Source organism: Dolichospermum sp. FACHB-1091 (genome assembly GCF_014697585.1).
GTDB lineage: Bacteria > Cyanobacteriota > Cyanobacteriia > Cyanobacteriales > Nostocaceae > Dolichospermum.
In genome coordinates, this window is the sequence record NZ_JACJSB010000012.1 from 112035 (window position 1) to 128027 (window position 15993).

14 protein-coding genes and 2 pseudogenes are annotated in these 15993 nt (G+C 35.0%); 8 read left to right on the forward strand and 8 right to left on the reverse strand.

Going from position 1 to position 15993, the window contains the following annotated elements; all coding sequences use genetic code 11:
- Positions 1 to 169 precede the first annotated feature (169 nt).
- Entirely contained in the window at positions 170 to 670 is a 501-nt protein-coding gene (locus H6G25_RS09995) for a thioesterase family protein (RefSeq protein ID WP_190392338.1), read from the forward strand.
- Positions 671 to 836: 166 nt separating this feature from the next.
- On the opposite strand, the gene H6G25_RS21505 is transcribed toward H6G25_RS09995, so the two are convergent.
- Positions 837 to 959: a hypothetical protein gene (locus H6G25_RS21505; RefSeq protein WP_277881745.1), complete on the reverse strand. Its 123-nt coding sequence runs from the start codon at positions 957 to 959 to the stop codon at positions 837 to 839.
- Positions 960 to 1425: 466 nt separating this feature from the next.
- Between H6G25_RS21505 and H6G25_RS10005 the strand changes: the two are divergent.
- Positions 1426 to 1727 (forward strand): annotated as a pseudogene (locus tag H6G25_RS10005) (DUF4277 domain-containing protein); the annotation flags it as partial.
- 594 nt (positions 1728 to 2321) lie between these two features.
- On the opposite strand, the gene H6G25_RS21145 reads toward H6G25_RS10005, so the two are convergent.
- Positions 2322 to 2522 carry a type II toxin-antitoxin system RelE/ParE family toxin gene (locus H6G25_RS21145; RefSeq protein WP_347239159.1) on the reverse strand — a complete coding sequence of 67 codons (201 nt, stop codon included), beginning with the start codon at positions 2520 to 2522 and terminating at the stop codon, positions 2322 to 2324.
- A 46-nt stretch (positions 2523 to 2568) separates the two neighbouring features.
- Positions 2569 to 2739, reverse strand: a complete 171-nt coding sequence (locus tag H6G25_RS10015; protein ID WP_190392339.1) for a hypothetical protein — start codon at positions 2737 to 2739, stop codon at positions 2569 to 2571.
- Between the two features lie 248 nt (positions 2740 to 2987).
- Between H6G25_RS10015 and H6G25_RS10020 the strand changes: the two are divergent.
- Positions 2988 to 3199, forward strand: a pseudogene (locus H6G25_RS10020) (SAM-dependent methyltransferase); the annotation flags it as partial.
- Positions 3200 to 3351: 152 nt separating this feature from the next.
- On the opposite strand, the gene H6G25_RS10025 reads toward H6G25_RS10020, so the two are convergent.
- Both H6G25_RS10025 and H6G25_RS10030 read right to left on the reverse strand, forming a co-directional pair.
- Positions 3352 to 5721: an NACHT domain-containing protein gene (locus H6G25_RS10025; protein ID WP_190392340.1), complete on the reverse strand. Its 2370-nt coding sequence runs from the start codon at positions 5719 to 5721 to the stop codon at positions 3352 to 3354.
- A complete protein-coding gene (locus H6G25_RS10030) occupies positions 5711 to 6928 on the reverse strand; it encodes a S8/S53 family peptidase (RefSeq protein WP_190392341.1) in 1218 nt (405 codons plus the stop codon). The genes H6G25_RS10025 and H6G25_RS10030 overlap by 11 nt, the downstream gene beginning before the upstream one ends.
- 159 nt (positions 6929 to 7087) lie before the next feature.
- Here H6G25_RS10030 and H6G25_RS10035 point away from each other — a divergent pair, with 159 nt between their 5' ends.
- The 4 genes from H6G25_RS10035 to H6G25_RS10050 all read left to right on the forward strand — a co-directional run bounded on the left by H6G25_RS10035 (position 7088) and on the right by H6G25_RS10050 (position 8802).
- Complete coding sequence (locus tag H6G25_RS10035; protein ID WP_190392342.1) at positions 7088 to 7750, forward strand: class I SAM-dependent methyltransferase; 663 nt, start codon at positions 7088 to 7090, stop codon at positions 7748 to 7750.
- Positions 7751 to 7763: 13 nt separating this feature from the next.
- On the forward strand, positions 7764 to 8189 hold the full coding sequence (locus tag H6G25_RS10040) for a DUF29 family protein (RefSeq protein WP_190392343.1): 426 nt from the start codon (positions 7764 to 7766) through the stop codon (positions 8187 to 8189).
- Positions 8190 to 8258: 69 nt separating this feature from the next.
- Positions 8259 to 8477, forward strand: coding sequence for a DUF433 domain-containing protein (locus H6G25_RS10045; RefSeq protein WP_028082764.1), 219 nt, complete (start codon positions 8259 to 8261; stop codon positions 8475 to 8477).
- Position 8478: 1 nt separating this feature from the next.
- Positions 8479 to 8802: a DUF5615 family PIN-like protein gene (locus tag H6G25_RS10050; protein ID WP_028082763.1), complete on the forward strand. Its 324-nt coding sequence runs from the start codon at positions 8479 to 8481 to the stop codon at positions 8800 to 8802.
- Positions 8803 to 8883: 81 nt separating this feature from the next.
- On the opposite strand, the gene H6G25_RS10055 is transcribed toward H6G25_RS10050, so the two are convergent.
- The 3 genes from H6G25_RS10055 to H6G25_RS10065 all read right to left on the reverse strand — a co-directional run bounded on the left by H6G25_RS10055 (position 8884) and on the right by H6G25_RS10065 (position 13903).
- Entirely contained in the window at positions 8884 to 10878 is a 1995-nt protein-coding gene (locus H6G25_RS10055) for a hypothetical protein (protein ID WP_190392344.1), read from the reverse strand.
- A 325-nt stretch (positions 10879 to 11203) separates the two neighbouring features.
- On the reverse strand, positions 11204 to 12553 hold the full coding sequence (locus tag H6G25_RS10060) for a (Fe-S)-binding protein (protein ID WP_190392345.1): 1350 nt from the start codon (positions 12551 to 12553) through the stop codon (positions 11204 to 11206).
- A gap of 63 nt (positions 12554 to 12616) precedes the next feature.
- Positions 12617 to 13903 carry an FAD-binding oxidoreductase gene (locus H6G25_RS10065; RefSeq protein WP_190392346.1) on the reverse strand — a complete coding sequence of 429 codons (1287 nt, stop codon included), beginning with the start codon at positions 13901 to 13903 and terminating at the stop codon, positions 12617 to 12619.
- 411 nt (positions 13904 to 14314) lie between these two features.
- On the opposite strand from H6G25_RS10065, the gene H6G25_RS10070 reads away from it, so the two are divergent.
- Positions 14315 to 15993, forward strand: a 1679-nt coding sequence (locus H6G25_RS10070) for a lectin-like protein (protein WP_277881746.1), incomplete at its 3' end; no start/stop codon positions are given.

Genomic DNA, 15993 nt, shown 5'->3' on the forward strand with positions numbered 1-15993 from the left:
TATCTTCCTTCTTGTACCAGTATTGCTCAAATTTTCTGAATTATGCAGGTTTCATGCAACGTTTTCACAATCTGGTAAAATTGGAATAGAGTTGAAAAATTCCCAATTTACAAAATTTTATCAATTTTTGGTAGTCTGTTGCTCAAAAAAGGATCAAAAAACTATTAAAATGTCTCAAGAAACAACCCCACCCCAATTACCACCAACAAGTGCTATTGAGAATGTTACCAATGTAGCATTTGAAAATTGGTTTGAATATCCAGTCAGGGCCCAACCCCATCACACGGACTATGCTGGTATTGTTTGGCACGGTACTTATTTAACTTGGATGGAAGAAGCACGGGTAGAATGTTTACGTTCTATCGGCATTGAATTTGTGGATTTAGTAGCTTTAGGTTGTGATTTACCCGTAGTGGAGTTGTCAATTCGTTATCATCGTTCCGTGCAATTAGGGATGCCAGTTATAGTAAAAACACGCATGAACGAGGTAACGGGAGTGCGTATGAACTGGGATTATACTATTGTTTCTCCTGATAACCAGGATTTATATATTACCGCCCAGGTGACGTTAGTGGCTTTAGATCGGGAAAAGGGTAAAATTATGCGTCAGTTACCACCTGCATTTCAAGATGCTTTAGCAAAAATATCAGGTTCTCGGAAAATTGGGTGATTAGTGATCCAGGCAGAATTAAAGATGATACTTGAGAATTTTTTGAGATGGCAAACATCTTCTAGAAGCGATCGCTCTGGCAAAATGACAAAGTAGAGTTTTTTTCTCTGCGTCCAACCCTTAACAAAATTACTAACCACGCAAGTATCAAGCAGATAAGCCATAATTAAAATTCTATTTCTTTAGGTGGTAATAGTTCATCTTGATAAGTTTCAAAGACTATATTTTCTGTTATACCTTGACGCTGCGTAATTATTTCTGGACAAGCAGTGGGTTTAGTTTGTAACAACTTCGCAAAAACATAACTTTCAGTAATTCCTTGGGGTGTTTTGTGAAAGTTCTATTTTCCGTTTTTATAGCTTCCTTGACATGATAAGTTTACATTATATATTACAGGACTTACGCAAAATATCTCTCAAACCCTCTTTTCTTCGTTCTCTTCGTTCCTATCCCTGACGGGACGCTCCGCGAACGTGGTTCATTATTCCGTGACTTGTGCGTAAGTCCTATATTATTAATAATCCTTTTAACCCACATTCCGCACCCTCAACTGTCACAGATCAAAAAAGCCCTTAAAGTAGTACATAAAAACTAAAGATAAATTAAAGAGAAAGAAGTTTAATGAGAATAAGTAGCATTAAAAGGGAAATGGTGTGAGAAAGTGAAACTTGGTAACAAAAACAAAAGAAAAAAATGAATTGATAACCAAATAAGAAATAATTACAACAGAAATAATAGAGGAAACTGTTGCGAAAATAAAACCTCAAGAAATAGAAATTCAGAACATAGACCATCTAGGGATAGTAGCAGGAATAATAGATTCAATAGGAATAGTAGAAATAATAAATGAATTAATAGGAGTCGAAAAAGGCGAAAAAGTAAATGCAGGTCAAGTAGTAAAAGCCATGATAATCAATGGGTTAGGATTTGTCTTTAAACCGTTATATATGTTTCCCGAATATTTTCAAACTATCGCCTGTGAACATCTAATAGGAGCAGGAGTAAAACCAGAATGTCTCAACGACGATAAACTGGGAGAGTCATGGATAAATTATTTATAAAAGGATTAGATACAATATTTTTTATCATTGCTTTAAAATTTGCGCTGGATTTTTCAATGCTTTCAGTGTATTCATTTAGTTGAATATAACAATGAAAAACACATCTCTAATTGGACTCAAGATAGAGATCTTATTTTGAATCTTTTACCAGATGATTGTTTTTGTTACTATCAATTAGCCACTTAATTCTTCTCTAAATTAATTGAATTAATATGAGATTTAGGAGCTAATATTTTTGATTTATAGCTCTATTTTCCTATGTCTATAATTTTGTTTTTCACTTCAATTTATTAGTCTAACTTATAAGCCCTATCTTGAATACTTTCATTTGTTTATCTATTGACTCTTCTGGGTGGTGTTTATTCTTATTGCTCCTTATTGAGAATGGGTTTTGATCCTATTTTTGGTGTTTTTCTCTTTCGACAATGTATTTTTTCGCTAATATGTGATTTTTTAGCCTCAGTTCTCTTTATTGTTTCCGTAATTTACCTGTGTGACAGCTAAGGGTGCGGAATGTGGGTTGTAATAACATTTCTCCAGGATGGGTAGGAAGACCATGGGTTGGGATGTTCATAAATGTGATTAATACCTCAATGATAATCTACAATTGCCACGGCATCTGCCCCTAATTCTCGCCAAAAAAAGCAAATTCGATATTGATCATTAATCCGAATACTATACTGACCTTCTTTATCACTTTTTAATGCTTCTAGACAATTACCTGGGGGAATTTTTAAATTTTCTAGTGGTCTGTCAAATAAATTTTGACGGATAAAGAAGAAATGAACCACGAAGGACGCAAAGAGCGCGAAGGAAGAAGGAAGAGGAAAAATTTATTTACCCGTCAATTAGTTCTTGACAGACTACTAGGCTTGTAACTGAGTCTAATTGATCTAGTTTACGAACTGTACGCTTCCAAAGGGATGAGGGACAGGTTTTTCGAGCAGCTTTAGAATCTTTACCATCGAAAATGTCTTGTGTACCCAAGTTCTTGAAAGCATGAATCATTTATAAACGTTGGTTTTACTGCTTTGAATAATTTGATAAATAAAAACCCTATATATATGGGCGCACACTTTTCCACTCATAACATAAGCATAGTCGAAACTGAGAACTTTGTCAATAAATAATTTTTTAAACAGGCTTTAAAAAAATCGGCTTTAAAAGAGAATTGAGGGGTTGACATTTGATTTTAAATTTGTTATCATGATTTCGATAAGGAAGAACTATCATAAAATAATTAATAAATATAAATCATGTCAAAACAAACACTGGGATTAGAACAAAATTTGTATGATTATTTACTTTCAGGTTCCCTGGGAGAAGCGGAAATTTTAGTGGCTTTACCCGCAGATGGGAAAATAGTCGCTTGTGATGTCAAGAGTATACAAGTATAGCCCGTCGTTATTGGCAAGCAGCGGGAGTAGCTGATAAAATTGACTTGCTGCACCTGCAAGCGAGTTTACAGAATAATCTTTAATTCTAAAGGGCAAATTAACACTTTTTTCAGAAATTTCGATCACCGTAACATCTCTACATATATTCCCTGTGGTGTTGTTGATTAATGCAATGATTTTTTTCACGCAGAGACGCGGAGAGTGACAAACAATGCTCTCGATTTTAATTATTCTTTACTAATAACATCCGCGTTTCTATTGTTTCCCAGATTTGTTTTGATACACTTAATGCTGCTTCTTTACATTGAATAATTAAGTAATTCGCGTAGAGGTATTGATCTAAGTCTTTGATTTCTTCTTCAGATAAATTAACCATTTCTGGGGTGAGATTAAAACCATTGAGTAATGTTTCTCTCAACTGTTCAGCAAAAGCTTGACGCACTTTTTGTGGTTGTTGATCATCAGGTATTTTAGCTTTTAGTGTTTCTAGTTGAGCAAGTAACAAAGTAAAGTTGAGCTTTTGATTAAAGATTTGTAATTTTTCAATTTCACCGATTTTATCAATGGCCTTGGCGAGGGCGTAGGCGTTGGCGAGGGCGTAGGCGTTGGCGAGGGCGTTGGCGAGGGCGTTGGCGTAGGCGAGGTCGTTGGCGTTGGCGATCGCAACTGCACGTTTCCCAACTGGTTTATAATTACCTGGAGATCCTACTGTGACATTTTCCGCCCAATTGAATAAAGCCTGTAATTTTGGGGTATTAATATATTTTTGTACTTCCTTTTCCATTAATAACAATAAATCATCTGCACCACCCCGCATAACCCCCGCAACTAATAAAAATACCTCTTTCCAGCGTTTATCTGTCAGATGTTCAGTCACTAATTTTTCAACTAGGCGATTATCATAAATATGCTGTGCTGTTAAATATTCCTGTAGAGTCAAATGAGAAAAAGAAAAAACATCTCTAGCACGTTCGACTAAAATTCCTTGTTCAATGGTAATAGCATCCAAGATTTTCCCAACATCTAAATTTTTCGGTGCATTATCATTATTATCTAGAACTTTTTGAATTTGATTTAAAACTTCTGGCTGGGAGAAAAATAACTTATCTGTTGCAAAATTATCATAAGCAATTTCAGCCAACATGATTTTTTCTAAATCAATCCCAAGTTGAAGATAAATTGGTTCATAAGGTAATCTCTTTTCTGCGGCCCATCTTCTCAACAATATATCTAAAGCATTACCATATAATGTAGCTTTCTTTTTTGGTAGATCTTGAGATTCATCATACTCTAAACAGAGGAAAGTTAATAATAAGGGAGTTCGGGCTAATTCTTTGGTAGCTTCTTGAGTGTTAATTTTATTCCAGCATTTTTGGTCAGTTCCTAATTGTTTATCTACTTGTGAATAAAACCAGTTTTTAATAAATTGTTGAATTTGCTGATCATTAAAATCCGCAATAATAAATTCTTTGAAGTTTTGGAACTTTTGACGATAAGCAGCAGTCCGACAGGAAATAACAAATTTATTTTGCTTATATTCCTTAACAAATTTTTGTATTTTATCAATTACTAGCTCAAAATTTTTATTAGGTACTTCGTCTAATCCATCTAATAAAAGTAATAATTTACCTTGTCGTAATAATTGATTAGTAAATTCTTTTGCTAATGGCAATTGACATGATATAAATTCTTGCTCAATAATATTGTATATATTAACTTCATTTGTGGTAAATTGTTTAAGTTCTAGTAAAACAGGAATAATTTCTCCCTGAATTTGTCCAGATTTACCTTTGAGTGCTTCCAGTCCTATTTTCCTTAGAAAAGTAGATTTACCTGCACCCGGTTGTCCCAATATCATTAAATGTGCATATTGGTTAGCAATTGTTATTCCATTTTCTCTTGCAGATTTTTCATTAGTCAATCTGGGACTACCATTGTGACGATAATTTTTTTCTAAAGCTGTTACTGATTTAAAATTCCTCATCTCATCAGGTTGTAAACATTGAACTTCTGTATAAATATCATCTAAATTTACAGGTTGTGACATTCCCAAAACTCGCAACCGATTATATCGCTTTTGATAGTTAAGAATGTATTGTTTAGATGCTTGATAAATTAATTTTTTGGTTTTCTGATCTAAGTCACTTCCTAAAATTTTAATATACAATTGAGAAAAATGATTAACTGCTTCATCAGGTGCAACTTCCGGTGATCCCACTAATTGATCTAAACTAACATTATTTACGCCAGATAATTCTAATGAATTTAATATATCTGTTGCTGAACCTTCCACAACTACAACACGGCTCATTGTTCCACCTAAAGGTTTTAAAGACAAGTTTTGTAATTCTTGAATTGTATTACCTATAACTTCAGAAAGTTGATTTTTTCGCCGTTCAATTAATGCTTGTCTATAAGCAGTAGGTGAAGGAAAATTCCCAGGTTCAAGCATTGGTAAGGCTTGGTTATTCCTGAGTTGATTTTCATCACCCAATGTCATAATTACCCGTATCTTTTCATCACCCCTTGCATTCATTAAAAATTCTTCCAGCAAAGGGTCTATTTTACTAATTTGGTCTTCTTTAAGGTTCATATAGTGCAGTTGGTATTTGAACTAAACCTTTACCTTGACGTTCCTTATCCAGTCCTAAATTTTGACAATTAGAAAGCAATTCATTAAATAAATCCAGGTATGTCATTGTTGGATATCTCTCTAATATTAACGCAGCCACACCAGAAACAATGGGTGTGGCCATAGATGTGCCATTCCATGCTTCATATCCTCCACCCTTAACACTAGAATAAACTCCTTTCCCCGGTGCGACTACATAAGGAACATTATAAGATTGATAGTCATTTGTGATGGTAGTGTTACCGCTAAAAGATGCAACTTCATGATTATTATTGATAGCACCTACCGAAAGTGAACCTTTACAGTTACCGGGTGTACGAGAACGGTTAAATCCGTCATTACCTACAGCACAAACGGGTAATATACCTATGGCTGTTAACTCATCAATTAAAGAATTAAATAGCTTAAAATGATCTGCTGGTAAAGAAGATTCACCCGCAGAAATATTAACTATATTGATTTCTGGTTGCAATGCTAACCAATTAAACCAAGATATCCAATCTGAGAGATTACATAGACCGTTAGGAAACATAATACTGTTGATGATTTGTGCTTCTGGTGCAACACCAACTTGATTTCCACAAATTAAACCTGCAACATGAGTACCATGTCCAACTGTATCTTCAAATGGTACGGTTTGAATCTCCTGTGTTCTGGGATTTAAACGATAAGATGCAATTACTTTACCTTCTATTTCTGGGTGGTTTGCTTCTATACCTGAATCGAGAACTGCAACAGTTATTCCTTTACCTGTGCCTGTAAATCCCCTTTGACGTGCTGTAAGAAGAGATATTGCTTCTAAATGCCAAAGATCATTTTGATCTATTGTGTCTCTTGTCCCTGTTAAATTTCTTTCTGGCTGAATTAACTCTATTGGGAAATCGCGTAAAATTAAAGCATTAGGTAAATCTTGCCGTAGTTGTTCTACTTCCTCATCAGGGATATCAACAACTTTAGCACCTGTAATATTTGAGTAGGTGGGATATTGGGTAATTGTATCTGCATCTTCTAAATAACTGGTAATTTCTTGATATCCAGAATCTTCTTGCCAAAAATTCACCACTTCTGCAACTTGGGAGGAACGACTTTCGGGGGTGAATTTTCTCGATGCTAATTTTAAAGAACGTGCTACTGATGTCGTCTTAGGACGAATAATATAAACAGTCATCAAGAACCCCTCAACCAACTATTGTTATGCAACCTACTAACATAGTAGCAAAAAAAATCGGCTTTAAAAGAGAATTTAGGGGTTGACATTTGATTTTAAATTTGTTATCATGATTTTGATAAGGAAGAACTATCATAAAATAATTAATAAATATAAATCATGTCAAAACAAACCCTGGGATTAGAACAAAATTTGTATGATTATTTACTTTCAGTTTCCCTGCGAGAAGCGGAAATTTTAACCCAACTGCGTCAAGAAACCGCTCAAATGCCAATGTCCCGAATGCAAATATCACCTGAACAGGGACAATTTATGGCTTTGTTAATTAAAATCTTAGGAGCAAAAAAGACACTAGACGTAGGTGTATTTACTGGCTATAGTTCCCTGGTAGTTGCTTTGTCCTTACCCGCAGATGGGAAAATAGTCGCTTGTGATGTCAGTGAAGAGTATACAAGTATAGCCCGTCGTTATTGGCAAGCAGCGGGAGTAGCTGATAAAATTGATTTGCATATTGCACCGGCTTTAGAAACATTAGATCATTTATTGACAGTAGGAGAAGCAGGGACATTTGATTTTGCGTTTATTGATGCTGATAAAGGTAATTATGAAAATTATTACGAGCAGTGTCTTAAATTAATTCGTAGTGGTGGACTAATTGCCATTGATAATGTACTGTGGTCAGGTAAAGTAGCAGATCCAGAAATACAGGATAATCAAACTAATAAAATCCGGGGTTTTAATCGCAAATTACACCAAGATTCCCGAATTACCATAAGTTTAGTTCCCATAGCAGACGGATTAACCTTAGCGATGAAAAATTAGGAAAATTAAGCCCATGGAAGAACTACTTACCCTCAAAGAACTTCTACACCAAGGTAATATCACAGAAGCCTTGTTAATTGTCGAAGAATTAGAAGAAATGAGCAAATCTGATAAACTGAATAAAATATTTAGCTATGGCATCATTTTACTTTTACACCTAATTAAACAAACTGCTGAAAATCGCACCACTAGGTCCTGGAATCTTTCTATTCGCAATTCCGTCAAGCAAATTCAACGCAGTAATTCTCGTGAAAAAGCAAAAGGAACTTATATGAGTGAAACAGAATTAGCAGCAACTCTAGAAGATGCTTATGATTTAGCATTAGAAAAAGCAGCCATTGAAGCTTTTGAAGGTCAATATGAAGCAGAAGAATTAAACCAATTAGTCGAACGACAAGAGATCATCAAAAAGGCCATGAATTTAATTTGGGAACGATAAATAAGATCCCCGACTTCTTTTTTATAGCTAAACTAGGAATATAACTTGAAAATATCAAATACAATTACAATGTCTAATCATCCTTCAGTTATAAGTGTCTCCTCTGAAATTATGAGTGGTACTCCTGTTTTTACAGGAACAAGAGTTCCTATACAAACACTCTTAGATTATTTAACAGCAGGAGATTCAATAGATGATTTTTTAGATGGTTTTCCCACTGTTACCAGAGAACAAGTCATTACATTCTTAGAAGAAGCAGGAAAACAAATGATTAACAAGGTAGCTTAGGATGAAACTGCTTCTAGATGAGTGTATTGACCGCAGGTTAACTAAGGAATTTGTAGGTTATAAAATCAAAACAGTTCCCCAAATGGGATGGGCAGGAACTAAAAATGGTAAACTACTGGCTTTAGTAGAACAAGAATTTGATGTTTTTATTACGGTTGATAGAAATTTATCTTTTCAGCAAAATTTGTCTCAGTTTAATATTGCTGTAGTTGTTTTACAAGCATCTTCTAATAGACTAATTGATTTGAAACCTTTAGTTCCCAAGATTGTAGATATTTTATCTACTTTAGTAAAAGGTCAAGCTGTAGTTGTTAGTCTTGAATGATCAGGAACAATGAAGCGCACCGAATGTATCGCTCCTAACTCTACACTAGAAATGCGATGCAACTGCTTTACTAAATAAACTTCAAATAAATATAGATTCAACGGTATCCGCATTTTGGCTATATATTTGAGGGTTAGCATTTGCTAGGGTGACTTTATAATTTCTGATTTTAAACATAGGAAATAAAGTTCTAATAGCAGGTGGATTTTCCAGGAATTCACCTAAATTATCAGAAAATTCGTCTTCATTTTCATAAAAAGATATTGTTTTATGATTGTTAGGCTGAAATAATTGTTCGGAATTAAAGTAAACCTTTCCTACCTCTAATTTTCCGGTATTGACATAACAATCTAAAATGAAAAAATCTATTATTGGGACATTATCTAATTTTAAACCAGAAAAAATAGGGAAATTGGTAATTACAACTCTCACAATTTTTTTATTTTCGATATTCCCAATATCATCTTTAAAATCTTCTTTGTTAGCCAAAATGTAATCCGTCTTTCTATTCACTTGTTTTGCACCATCTCGAAGTCTATTTATAGCATCATGACGGCTTCTTGAATCCATAGGAAATTTAATACATTTTATTTCTCCAATTAAAATGGAATTTTTTGTGATTAAAATAAGATCAATTTCTTCATGATTTCCTTTTCCGTTAGAGAATGTTTTTCTTTGAGGAATTTTAAAGAAAAACTTCTTATTATTTAGAGCTTTTTTTAAAGTATTTATTATATAATCTTCAAAAAAACTTCCCCTGTCATCAAGAGAAAATCCACCTTCTTTGATCCATTCATCAACTAAATATATAATTTGCGGATTACGTAAGCTTAAAATAGGAAAAAGATAATAAATTCCATCCTTTATGAAAGGCTTTTTCCATAAATCATATCTTTCATCAGAGAGCTCAAGTAAGTTTAAAAAACTTTCAATTTGTTTATTAGAAAAAGTTGTTTTGCAAGCTAGATATTTTTTCAAATCATTAATTTTTATATGATAAGCAAATTGATCAAGATATGAAAAATTATTTATTTCAGATTTTTTATGTTTTATTTCAGATACCTTGTGTAATAAATTTTTTATTTCTGCAAATAGAGACAATAGATTATTCAACGATAAGTTACTTAAATTAGGTAATTTTATATTTTCGAGAAAAGAGTAATATGCTGTCATTTCAGCATGAAGATACAACTCTTCTGTCATAGAATCTTTATCCTGACCTTTGGATAATTGATATTTTATCATACCACCTTCCAAACTAATAGACTTTAATCGCTTATGTTTTTTAAACAATCGCAAATGATTAAAATATTGCTCACGTAATTTAGCATCTTTATCTAAATTAGATTTAATAGTAATACGAAATGCAGAGATATTCTGTTGTAGTCTAAAATTTCCTATTCTTAGGATAATTGGATATTCCTCATTTTGATATTTTGTAAAAATATTGTTGTTAACAGTATCAATAAAGATGTAACCATCCTCCCAAATAGCAGAATCATAACTATCCTTTATATTGGAATACAAACTACTTAAAGTCCAAATTTTTAAAATATTTTTTATGACTTTCTGCTCATCATTAAATTTGGTGTCTTCATGAATATGAATATGTTTAAAATATTTAATATAGTTCAATATAATATTGAGTAAATCTATTGGCATTTCTATAGACGATATAGCATTTGAAGGTTCAAAAATATCAGATTGTATTTTGTATTTTAAATAGTCCTTAAAATCATATGACTCTCTATTTGATATGTCAGAAAATATTTTATCTTCAATATTAGAAAGCGAATAATTAGCTAGTGAGATGAAATATTTTATTAATTCTTCTATTTTACAATTATTCTCATTGAGAAGATTTTTGAAAATTTTATAATAATCAACGTAATATGGATGAAAGAAAACTGTGCTTAATCCTGTTGTTAATGCAACATAATCAATACTATCGTTACTTTCCAATACTTCTAGAATTTCTTTTTGCACAAGTTGATAGTCAAATTTATCATTGAAAGGGTTATAACAAGGATCTTTTTTAAGTTTACTTATTATCCAATCTGGCTTTTTATTTGACATTTGTTTAATTCCTATTTTTCTAAATTATTAATGAAATCAACGAAAGCATTTGAGTAATTGTAGGGTTGGTAAATTACTCAGCACCATTGTGAACCATGAGCAACGTATACATCAGTTATATAATCAGATTGCAATTTATTTTATGGCTTACGCCATGCTATTAGCAACTCCTACTTAGGAATGTGAATCAAATAAATTGTAAAAGTAGAGTGTTTATAGCCCTTGCGGGCATAATTTTGCTAGAGCAAAGCGTAACGCACCATTCCATGTTAGATCAGAATTGCAGGTTATTAAATTAAATTTGCATTCCTTAATAAATTATATGCTAAATCTCCAATTTCTCACCCCGAATAGCATAATCTAATAATTCCATAGGGTGCATAATAGAAATAGTTTTACCTGGTAAATATTTACTAATTTGCAAACTACAACCAGGGTTAGGAGAAGCAATTAAATCAGCGCCAGTATTTAATAAATTTTGGGCTTTTTGTTTACCTAATTCTTCCCCAACTTCCGGTTGTAACATATTATAAACACCCGCACTACCACAACACAAAGCTGCGTCTATGGGTTCTTTTAAAGTTACTCCTGGAATTTGTTTTAACAGTTGACGGGGTTGGACACTAATTTTCTGACCATGTAATAAATGACAAGCATCTTGATAAACTAAAGTCAGATTTTTCTCAGTCAGAGGTGAAAGTTTAGCAGTTAAACCGATATTAGCTAAAAACTCCTGTGAGTCTTTTACTTTCGCGGCAAATATTTTTGCTTTTTCTGCATATTCGGGATCATCTGCTAAAATATGACCATATTCTTTCAAAGTATGACCACAACCAGCAGCATTGATAATCACAAAATCTACATTAGTATCAGCAAAACTATCAATCATTTGTCTGGCTAAATTTTTCGCTTGTTCCGTTTGTCCCTGGTGTTCAGGAAGCGCCGCACAACAACCTTGAGACTTAGGAATTACCACCTCACAACCATTAGCAGTTAAAACTCTAACAGTCGCTTCATTGACAGGAGAGAAAAACAGCCTTTGTACACATCCTAAAATAACACCAACGCGATATCTTTTTTCACCATTCGCTGGGATGATATCTGGTAAATTATTCTGGAAAGATTTAAGAGTAATTTCCGGTAAAATAGATTCCATAGCAGCTAACCGGGGAGATATAGCCTTAATTAAACCAGTTGCTTGTAATAACTTAGAAATCCCTAACTTTTGATAAACTAATAAAGGAAAAAGTAAAATTCTTAAAAGATCAGGATTAGGAAACAGAGAAAAAATCAATTGTCGAACTAACTTATCAGGTAAACTGCGATGATAATTTCTTTCTACTTGATGTCTAGTAGCCGAAATCAACTTATCATACTGCACACCAGAAGGACAAGTAGAGACACAAGCTAGACAACCCAAACAAGAATCAAAATGTTCAACAGTAGCGGTATTTAAAGCAATTTCCCCCTCATTAATAGCATCCATTAAATAGATACGTCCTCTAGGAGAATCCATTTCCTTTCCTAATACCCGATAACTAGGACAAGTAGACAGACAAAAACCACAATGAACACAACTATCAATTAACTTAGGATCAGGTGGATGATTACCATCAAAACCCTGTAAATTCTTAATACTAGCAGTATTATTCACCAAACCTTCCGAAACTTGCATTTATATTTCTCCCCTCTTAACCTCTGTTACCTCTGTGCCTCTGCGGTTCGTGATCCTGAAATCTTAAATCCCACCCACAAACCGACCGGGACTTAAAATAATATTACCATCAAACTGTTGTTTAATACCTCGCATGACCTCCAAAGCATTACCATTATAACCCCAAACATCAAACCTTTCCTTTAACTCAACAGGTGCGGATAAAATAGTTAAAAAACCAGAATTTGCTTGACATAAATTCCGCAAAGGTAAAATCTGTTCTTCTTTTTCCAACCGCACCAAACCCAAACCACTGCTAACATGAATTAAACCAATATTTATTTGATTGATAATCTCCACCGCAGCAGTTGGTAACACTCCTATTTTACAAGTAATTATAGATTCTGTGAGATGATCATATATTTTGTTTGGTAATTGTTGCCATAAATTAGACTCCTCAACTCCTTGATAAATCAACCCTTGTAAACCTAACTTTTCACCAATTGCTAAAAGTCGTTGCGATTGTTGTTCAACACTTTCATGAATACTTTGAAACCGGGTAATTAAACCTATTCCCGTTCCCAAAGCTAAACTAGTCACCAACTTACTTGATAATAAATCAACTTGAGTTGGTGTTAATTCTGAACTTTGTAAAATTCTCACTGCTGAAGATACGGCTTCAGGTTTACCGGTTAATAGCACCGTTCCCGAAGTTTCAGGGATGGGATAAACTCGCAAAGTGACCTGGCTAATAATACCTAAAGTACCGTAAGCACCAGTAAATAACTTCATTAAATCATAACCCGCCACATTCTTGACAACTCGTCCCCCGGCTTTAGCGATTTCTCCATCGGCGCGGATAAAAGTTATACCTAAGATTTGGTCACGTACACCACCATAACGTTGACGCAGAGAACCTGTATCAGCAGTAGCAACAATACCACCAATGGTAGCTGATTCTGGGAAAGCAGGATCTAGGGCTAAAGTTTGTCCAGATTTTGCTAAAATTTCCTGAATTTGGGCAAATTTCATTCCTGCTTCCACGGTAACAGTTAAATCACCTACAGCGTGTTCTATGAGTTGGTTAATGCGTTCGGTACTGACAATAATATCAATATTTTTAGCTAAACCACCCCAATTAATTTTACTACCGCTACCACAGGCGAGAACACGCCATTGATGGTGGTTGACGGTGGTGATAACTGCGGCTAATTCTGCCTGGCTGTGGGGATAAACAACGCAAATGGGATAACTTTTAGAGTCTATACTCTGTTGTAGATTCTGCTTTTGGGTGGGGGCGAGATTTTCCCAGGAGATAACAGCATTTTCGGTGCTGAGAATAGAAGTTAGGGTAGATGCTATGGCATTCATTAGTTTACTTTTTATGTCCTTGTGATCAATTTGACCGAAAAAAATCGGATACAAACCCCGTCCACTTCGGCAAGTGTTACAGTGAGCTTGCTGAACTGCTCAGTGCATCCCATTACACAATCACATTTGCAACTGTGTGTCCTGGTAGATAGGGTTTTTTTGTGGGTTTGGCATCCTTATCTGTCCGAATACTATATACTACTTCAGTATAATACAACTCAGTACAAATTAAGTATAAACTCGGTACAAAACTCAGTCATTGGTATGATATCATGGGCGTGCAACCTTTAGGCATATCCGAAAAAAATGTACAATCCAGAATCCTTGCAGGGGAAATTTCTCTAGAAAGGTTATGGAAAATACATATTGGAATTTTGTCAATGTTTATCGATAATATACAGGGTCATCCTCATGTTTTATAACGGCAGTATTTATAGCCTCACCAACTTGGCTACATGGGAAGAAGCTCAAGCTGAAGCCCAAAGTTTAGGCGGAAATCTTGTCACTATTAACTCACAAGAAGAGCAAGACTTCTTAGTCAGTACCTTTGGTGGGACTGAACAACTATGGATTGGCTATACAGATAAAGTAACAGAAGGCCAGTTCCAGTGGGCAAGTAATGAAACACCTACTTACACTAACTGGTTTCCCGGTACAACAGGTATTTCCCCTCAACCAGATAATGGCGGACCACCACCGGGTGAAGATTATGTGGTGATGAATTTCGGTGCTGCTGGTAAATGGAATGATTACCCCGACCCCAATATTCTTGTCCCTCCCACAGCCTTCAGAGGCATCATTGAAATCCAACAAGCCACACCACCCACTTATACTTATAACGGCAGTACCTATCTCCTCACCGAGGTCTCCGGTACATGGGAAGAAGCTCAAGCTGAAGCCCAAAGTTTAGGCGGAAATCTTGTCACTATTAACTCACAACTAGAGCAAGACTTCCTAACTAATACCTTTGTTGGTACTGAAGAACTATGGATTGGCTTAACAGATAAAGTAATAGAAGGCCAGTTCCAGTGGGCAAGTGGTGAAACATCTACGTACACTAACTGGTTTCCCGGTCAACCAGATAATGGCGGACCACAGGGTGAAGATTATGTGGTGATGAATTTCGGTGCTGCTGGTCAATGGAATGATTACCCCAATAACCTTAAACCTCTCCGAGGCATCATTGAAATCAGACAATCCAGCAATCCGATCAATGGTACTAATGGTAATGACACCCTCAATGGTACTAATGGTAATGACACCCTCAATGGATTTTTTGGCAATGACACCCTTAATGGTGGTGCTGGTATTGATACCTTGATTGGTGGGGCTGGTGACGATATTTACGTTGTAGATAGCACCACTGACACCATTACCGAAAATCTCAGTGCTGGTACAGATACCATTCAATCTAGTGTTACTTACACCATTGCGGCTCTTGCTAACGTTGAAAACCTGACTTTAACAGGAACAGCAGCAATTAACGGTACTGGTAACGCGGGTAATAACGTCATTACTGGTAACGGTGCTAATAACATCCTCAACGGTGGTGCAGGTACAGATACCTTAATTGGTGGTTTAGGCAATGATATTTACGTTGTAGATAGCACCACTGACACGATTACCGAAAATCTCAGTGCTGGTACAGATACCATTCAATCTAGTGTTACTTACACCATTGCGGCTCTTGCTAACGTTGAAAACCTGACTTTAACAGGAACAGCAGCAATTAACGGTACTGGTAACGCGGGTAATAACGTCATTACTGGTAACGGTGCTAATAACATCCTCAACGGTGGTGCAGGTACAGATACCTTAATTGGTGGTTTAGGCAATGATATCTACGTTGTAGATAGCACCACTGACACCATTACCGAAAATGCCAGTGGTGGTACAGATACCATTCAATCTAGTGTTACTTACACCATTGCGGCTCTTGCTAACGTTGAAAACCTGACTTTAACAGGAACAGCAGCAATTAACGGTACTGGTAACGCGGGTAATAACGTCATTACTGGTAACGGTGCTAATAACATCCTCAACGGTGGTGCAGGTACAGATACCTTAATTGGTGGTTTAGGCAATGATAT

Coding starts and splice junctions, on each gene's coding strand:
- H6G25_RS10055 (WP_190392344.1), bottom strand. CDS start 10,878: ATGTCAAATAAAAAGCCAGATTGGATAATAAGTAAACTTAAAAAAGAT.
- H6G25_RS10045 (WP_028082764.1), top strand. CDS start 8,259: ATGTCTAATCATCCTTCAGTTATAAGTGTCTCCTCTGAAATTATGAGT.
- H6G25_RS10050 (WP_028082763.1), top strand. CDS start 8,479: ATGAAACTGCTTCTAGATGAGTGTATTGACCGCAGGTTAACTAAGGAA.
- H6G25_RS10035 (WP_190392342.1), top strand. CDS start 7,088: ATGTCAAAACAAACCCTGGGATTAGAACAAAATTTGTATGATTATTTA.
- H6G25_RS10040 (WP_190392343.1), top strand. CDS start 7,764: ATGGAAGAACTACTTACCCTCAAAGAACTTCTACACCAAGGTAATATC.
- H6G25_RS09995 (WP_190392338.1), top strand. CDS start 170: ATGTCTCAAGAAACAACCCCACCCCAATTACCACCAACAAGTGCTATT.
- H6G25_RS10030 (WP_190392341.1), bottom strand. CDS start 6,928: ATGACTGTTTATATTATTCGTCCTAAGACGACATCAGTAGCACGTTCT.
- H6G25_RS10015 (WP_190392339.1), bottom strand. CDS start 2,739: ATGATTCATGCTTTCAAGAACTTGGGTACACAAGACATTTTCGATGGT.
- H6G25_RS10025 (WP_190392340.1), bottom strand. CDS start 5,721: ATGAACCTTAAAGAAGACCAAATTAGTAAAATAGACCCTTTGCTGGAA.
- H6G25_RS10065 (WP_190392346.1), bottom strand. CDS start 13,903: ATGAATGCCATAGCATCTACCCTAACTTCTATTCTCAGCACCGAAAAT.
- H6G25_RS10060 (WP_190392345.1), bottom strand. CDS start 12,553: ATGCAAGTTTCGGAAGGTTTGGTGAATAATACTGCTAGTATTAAGAAT.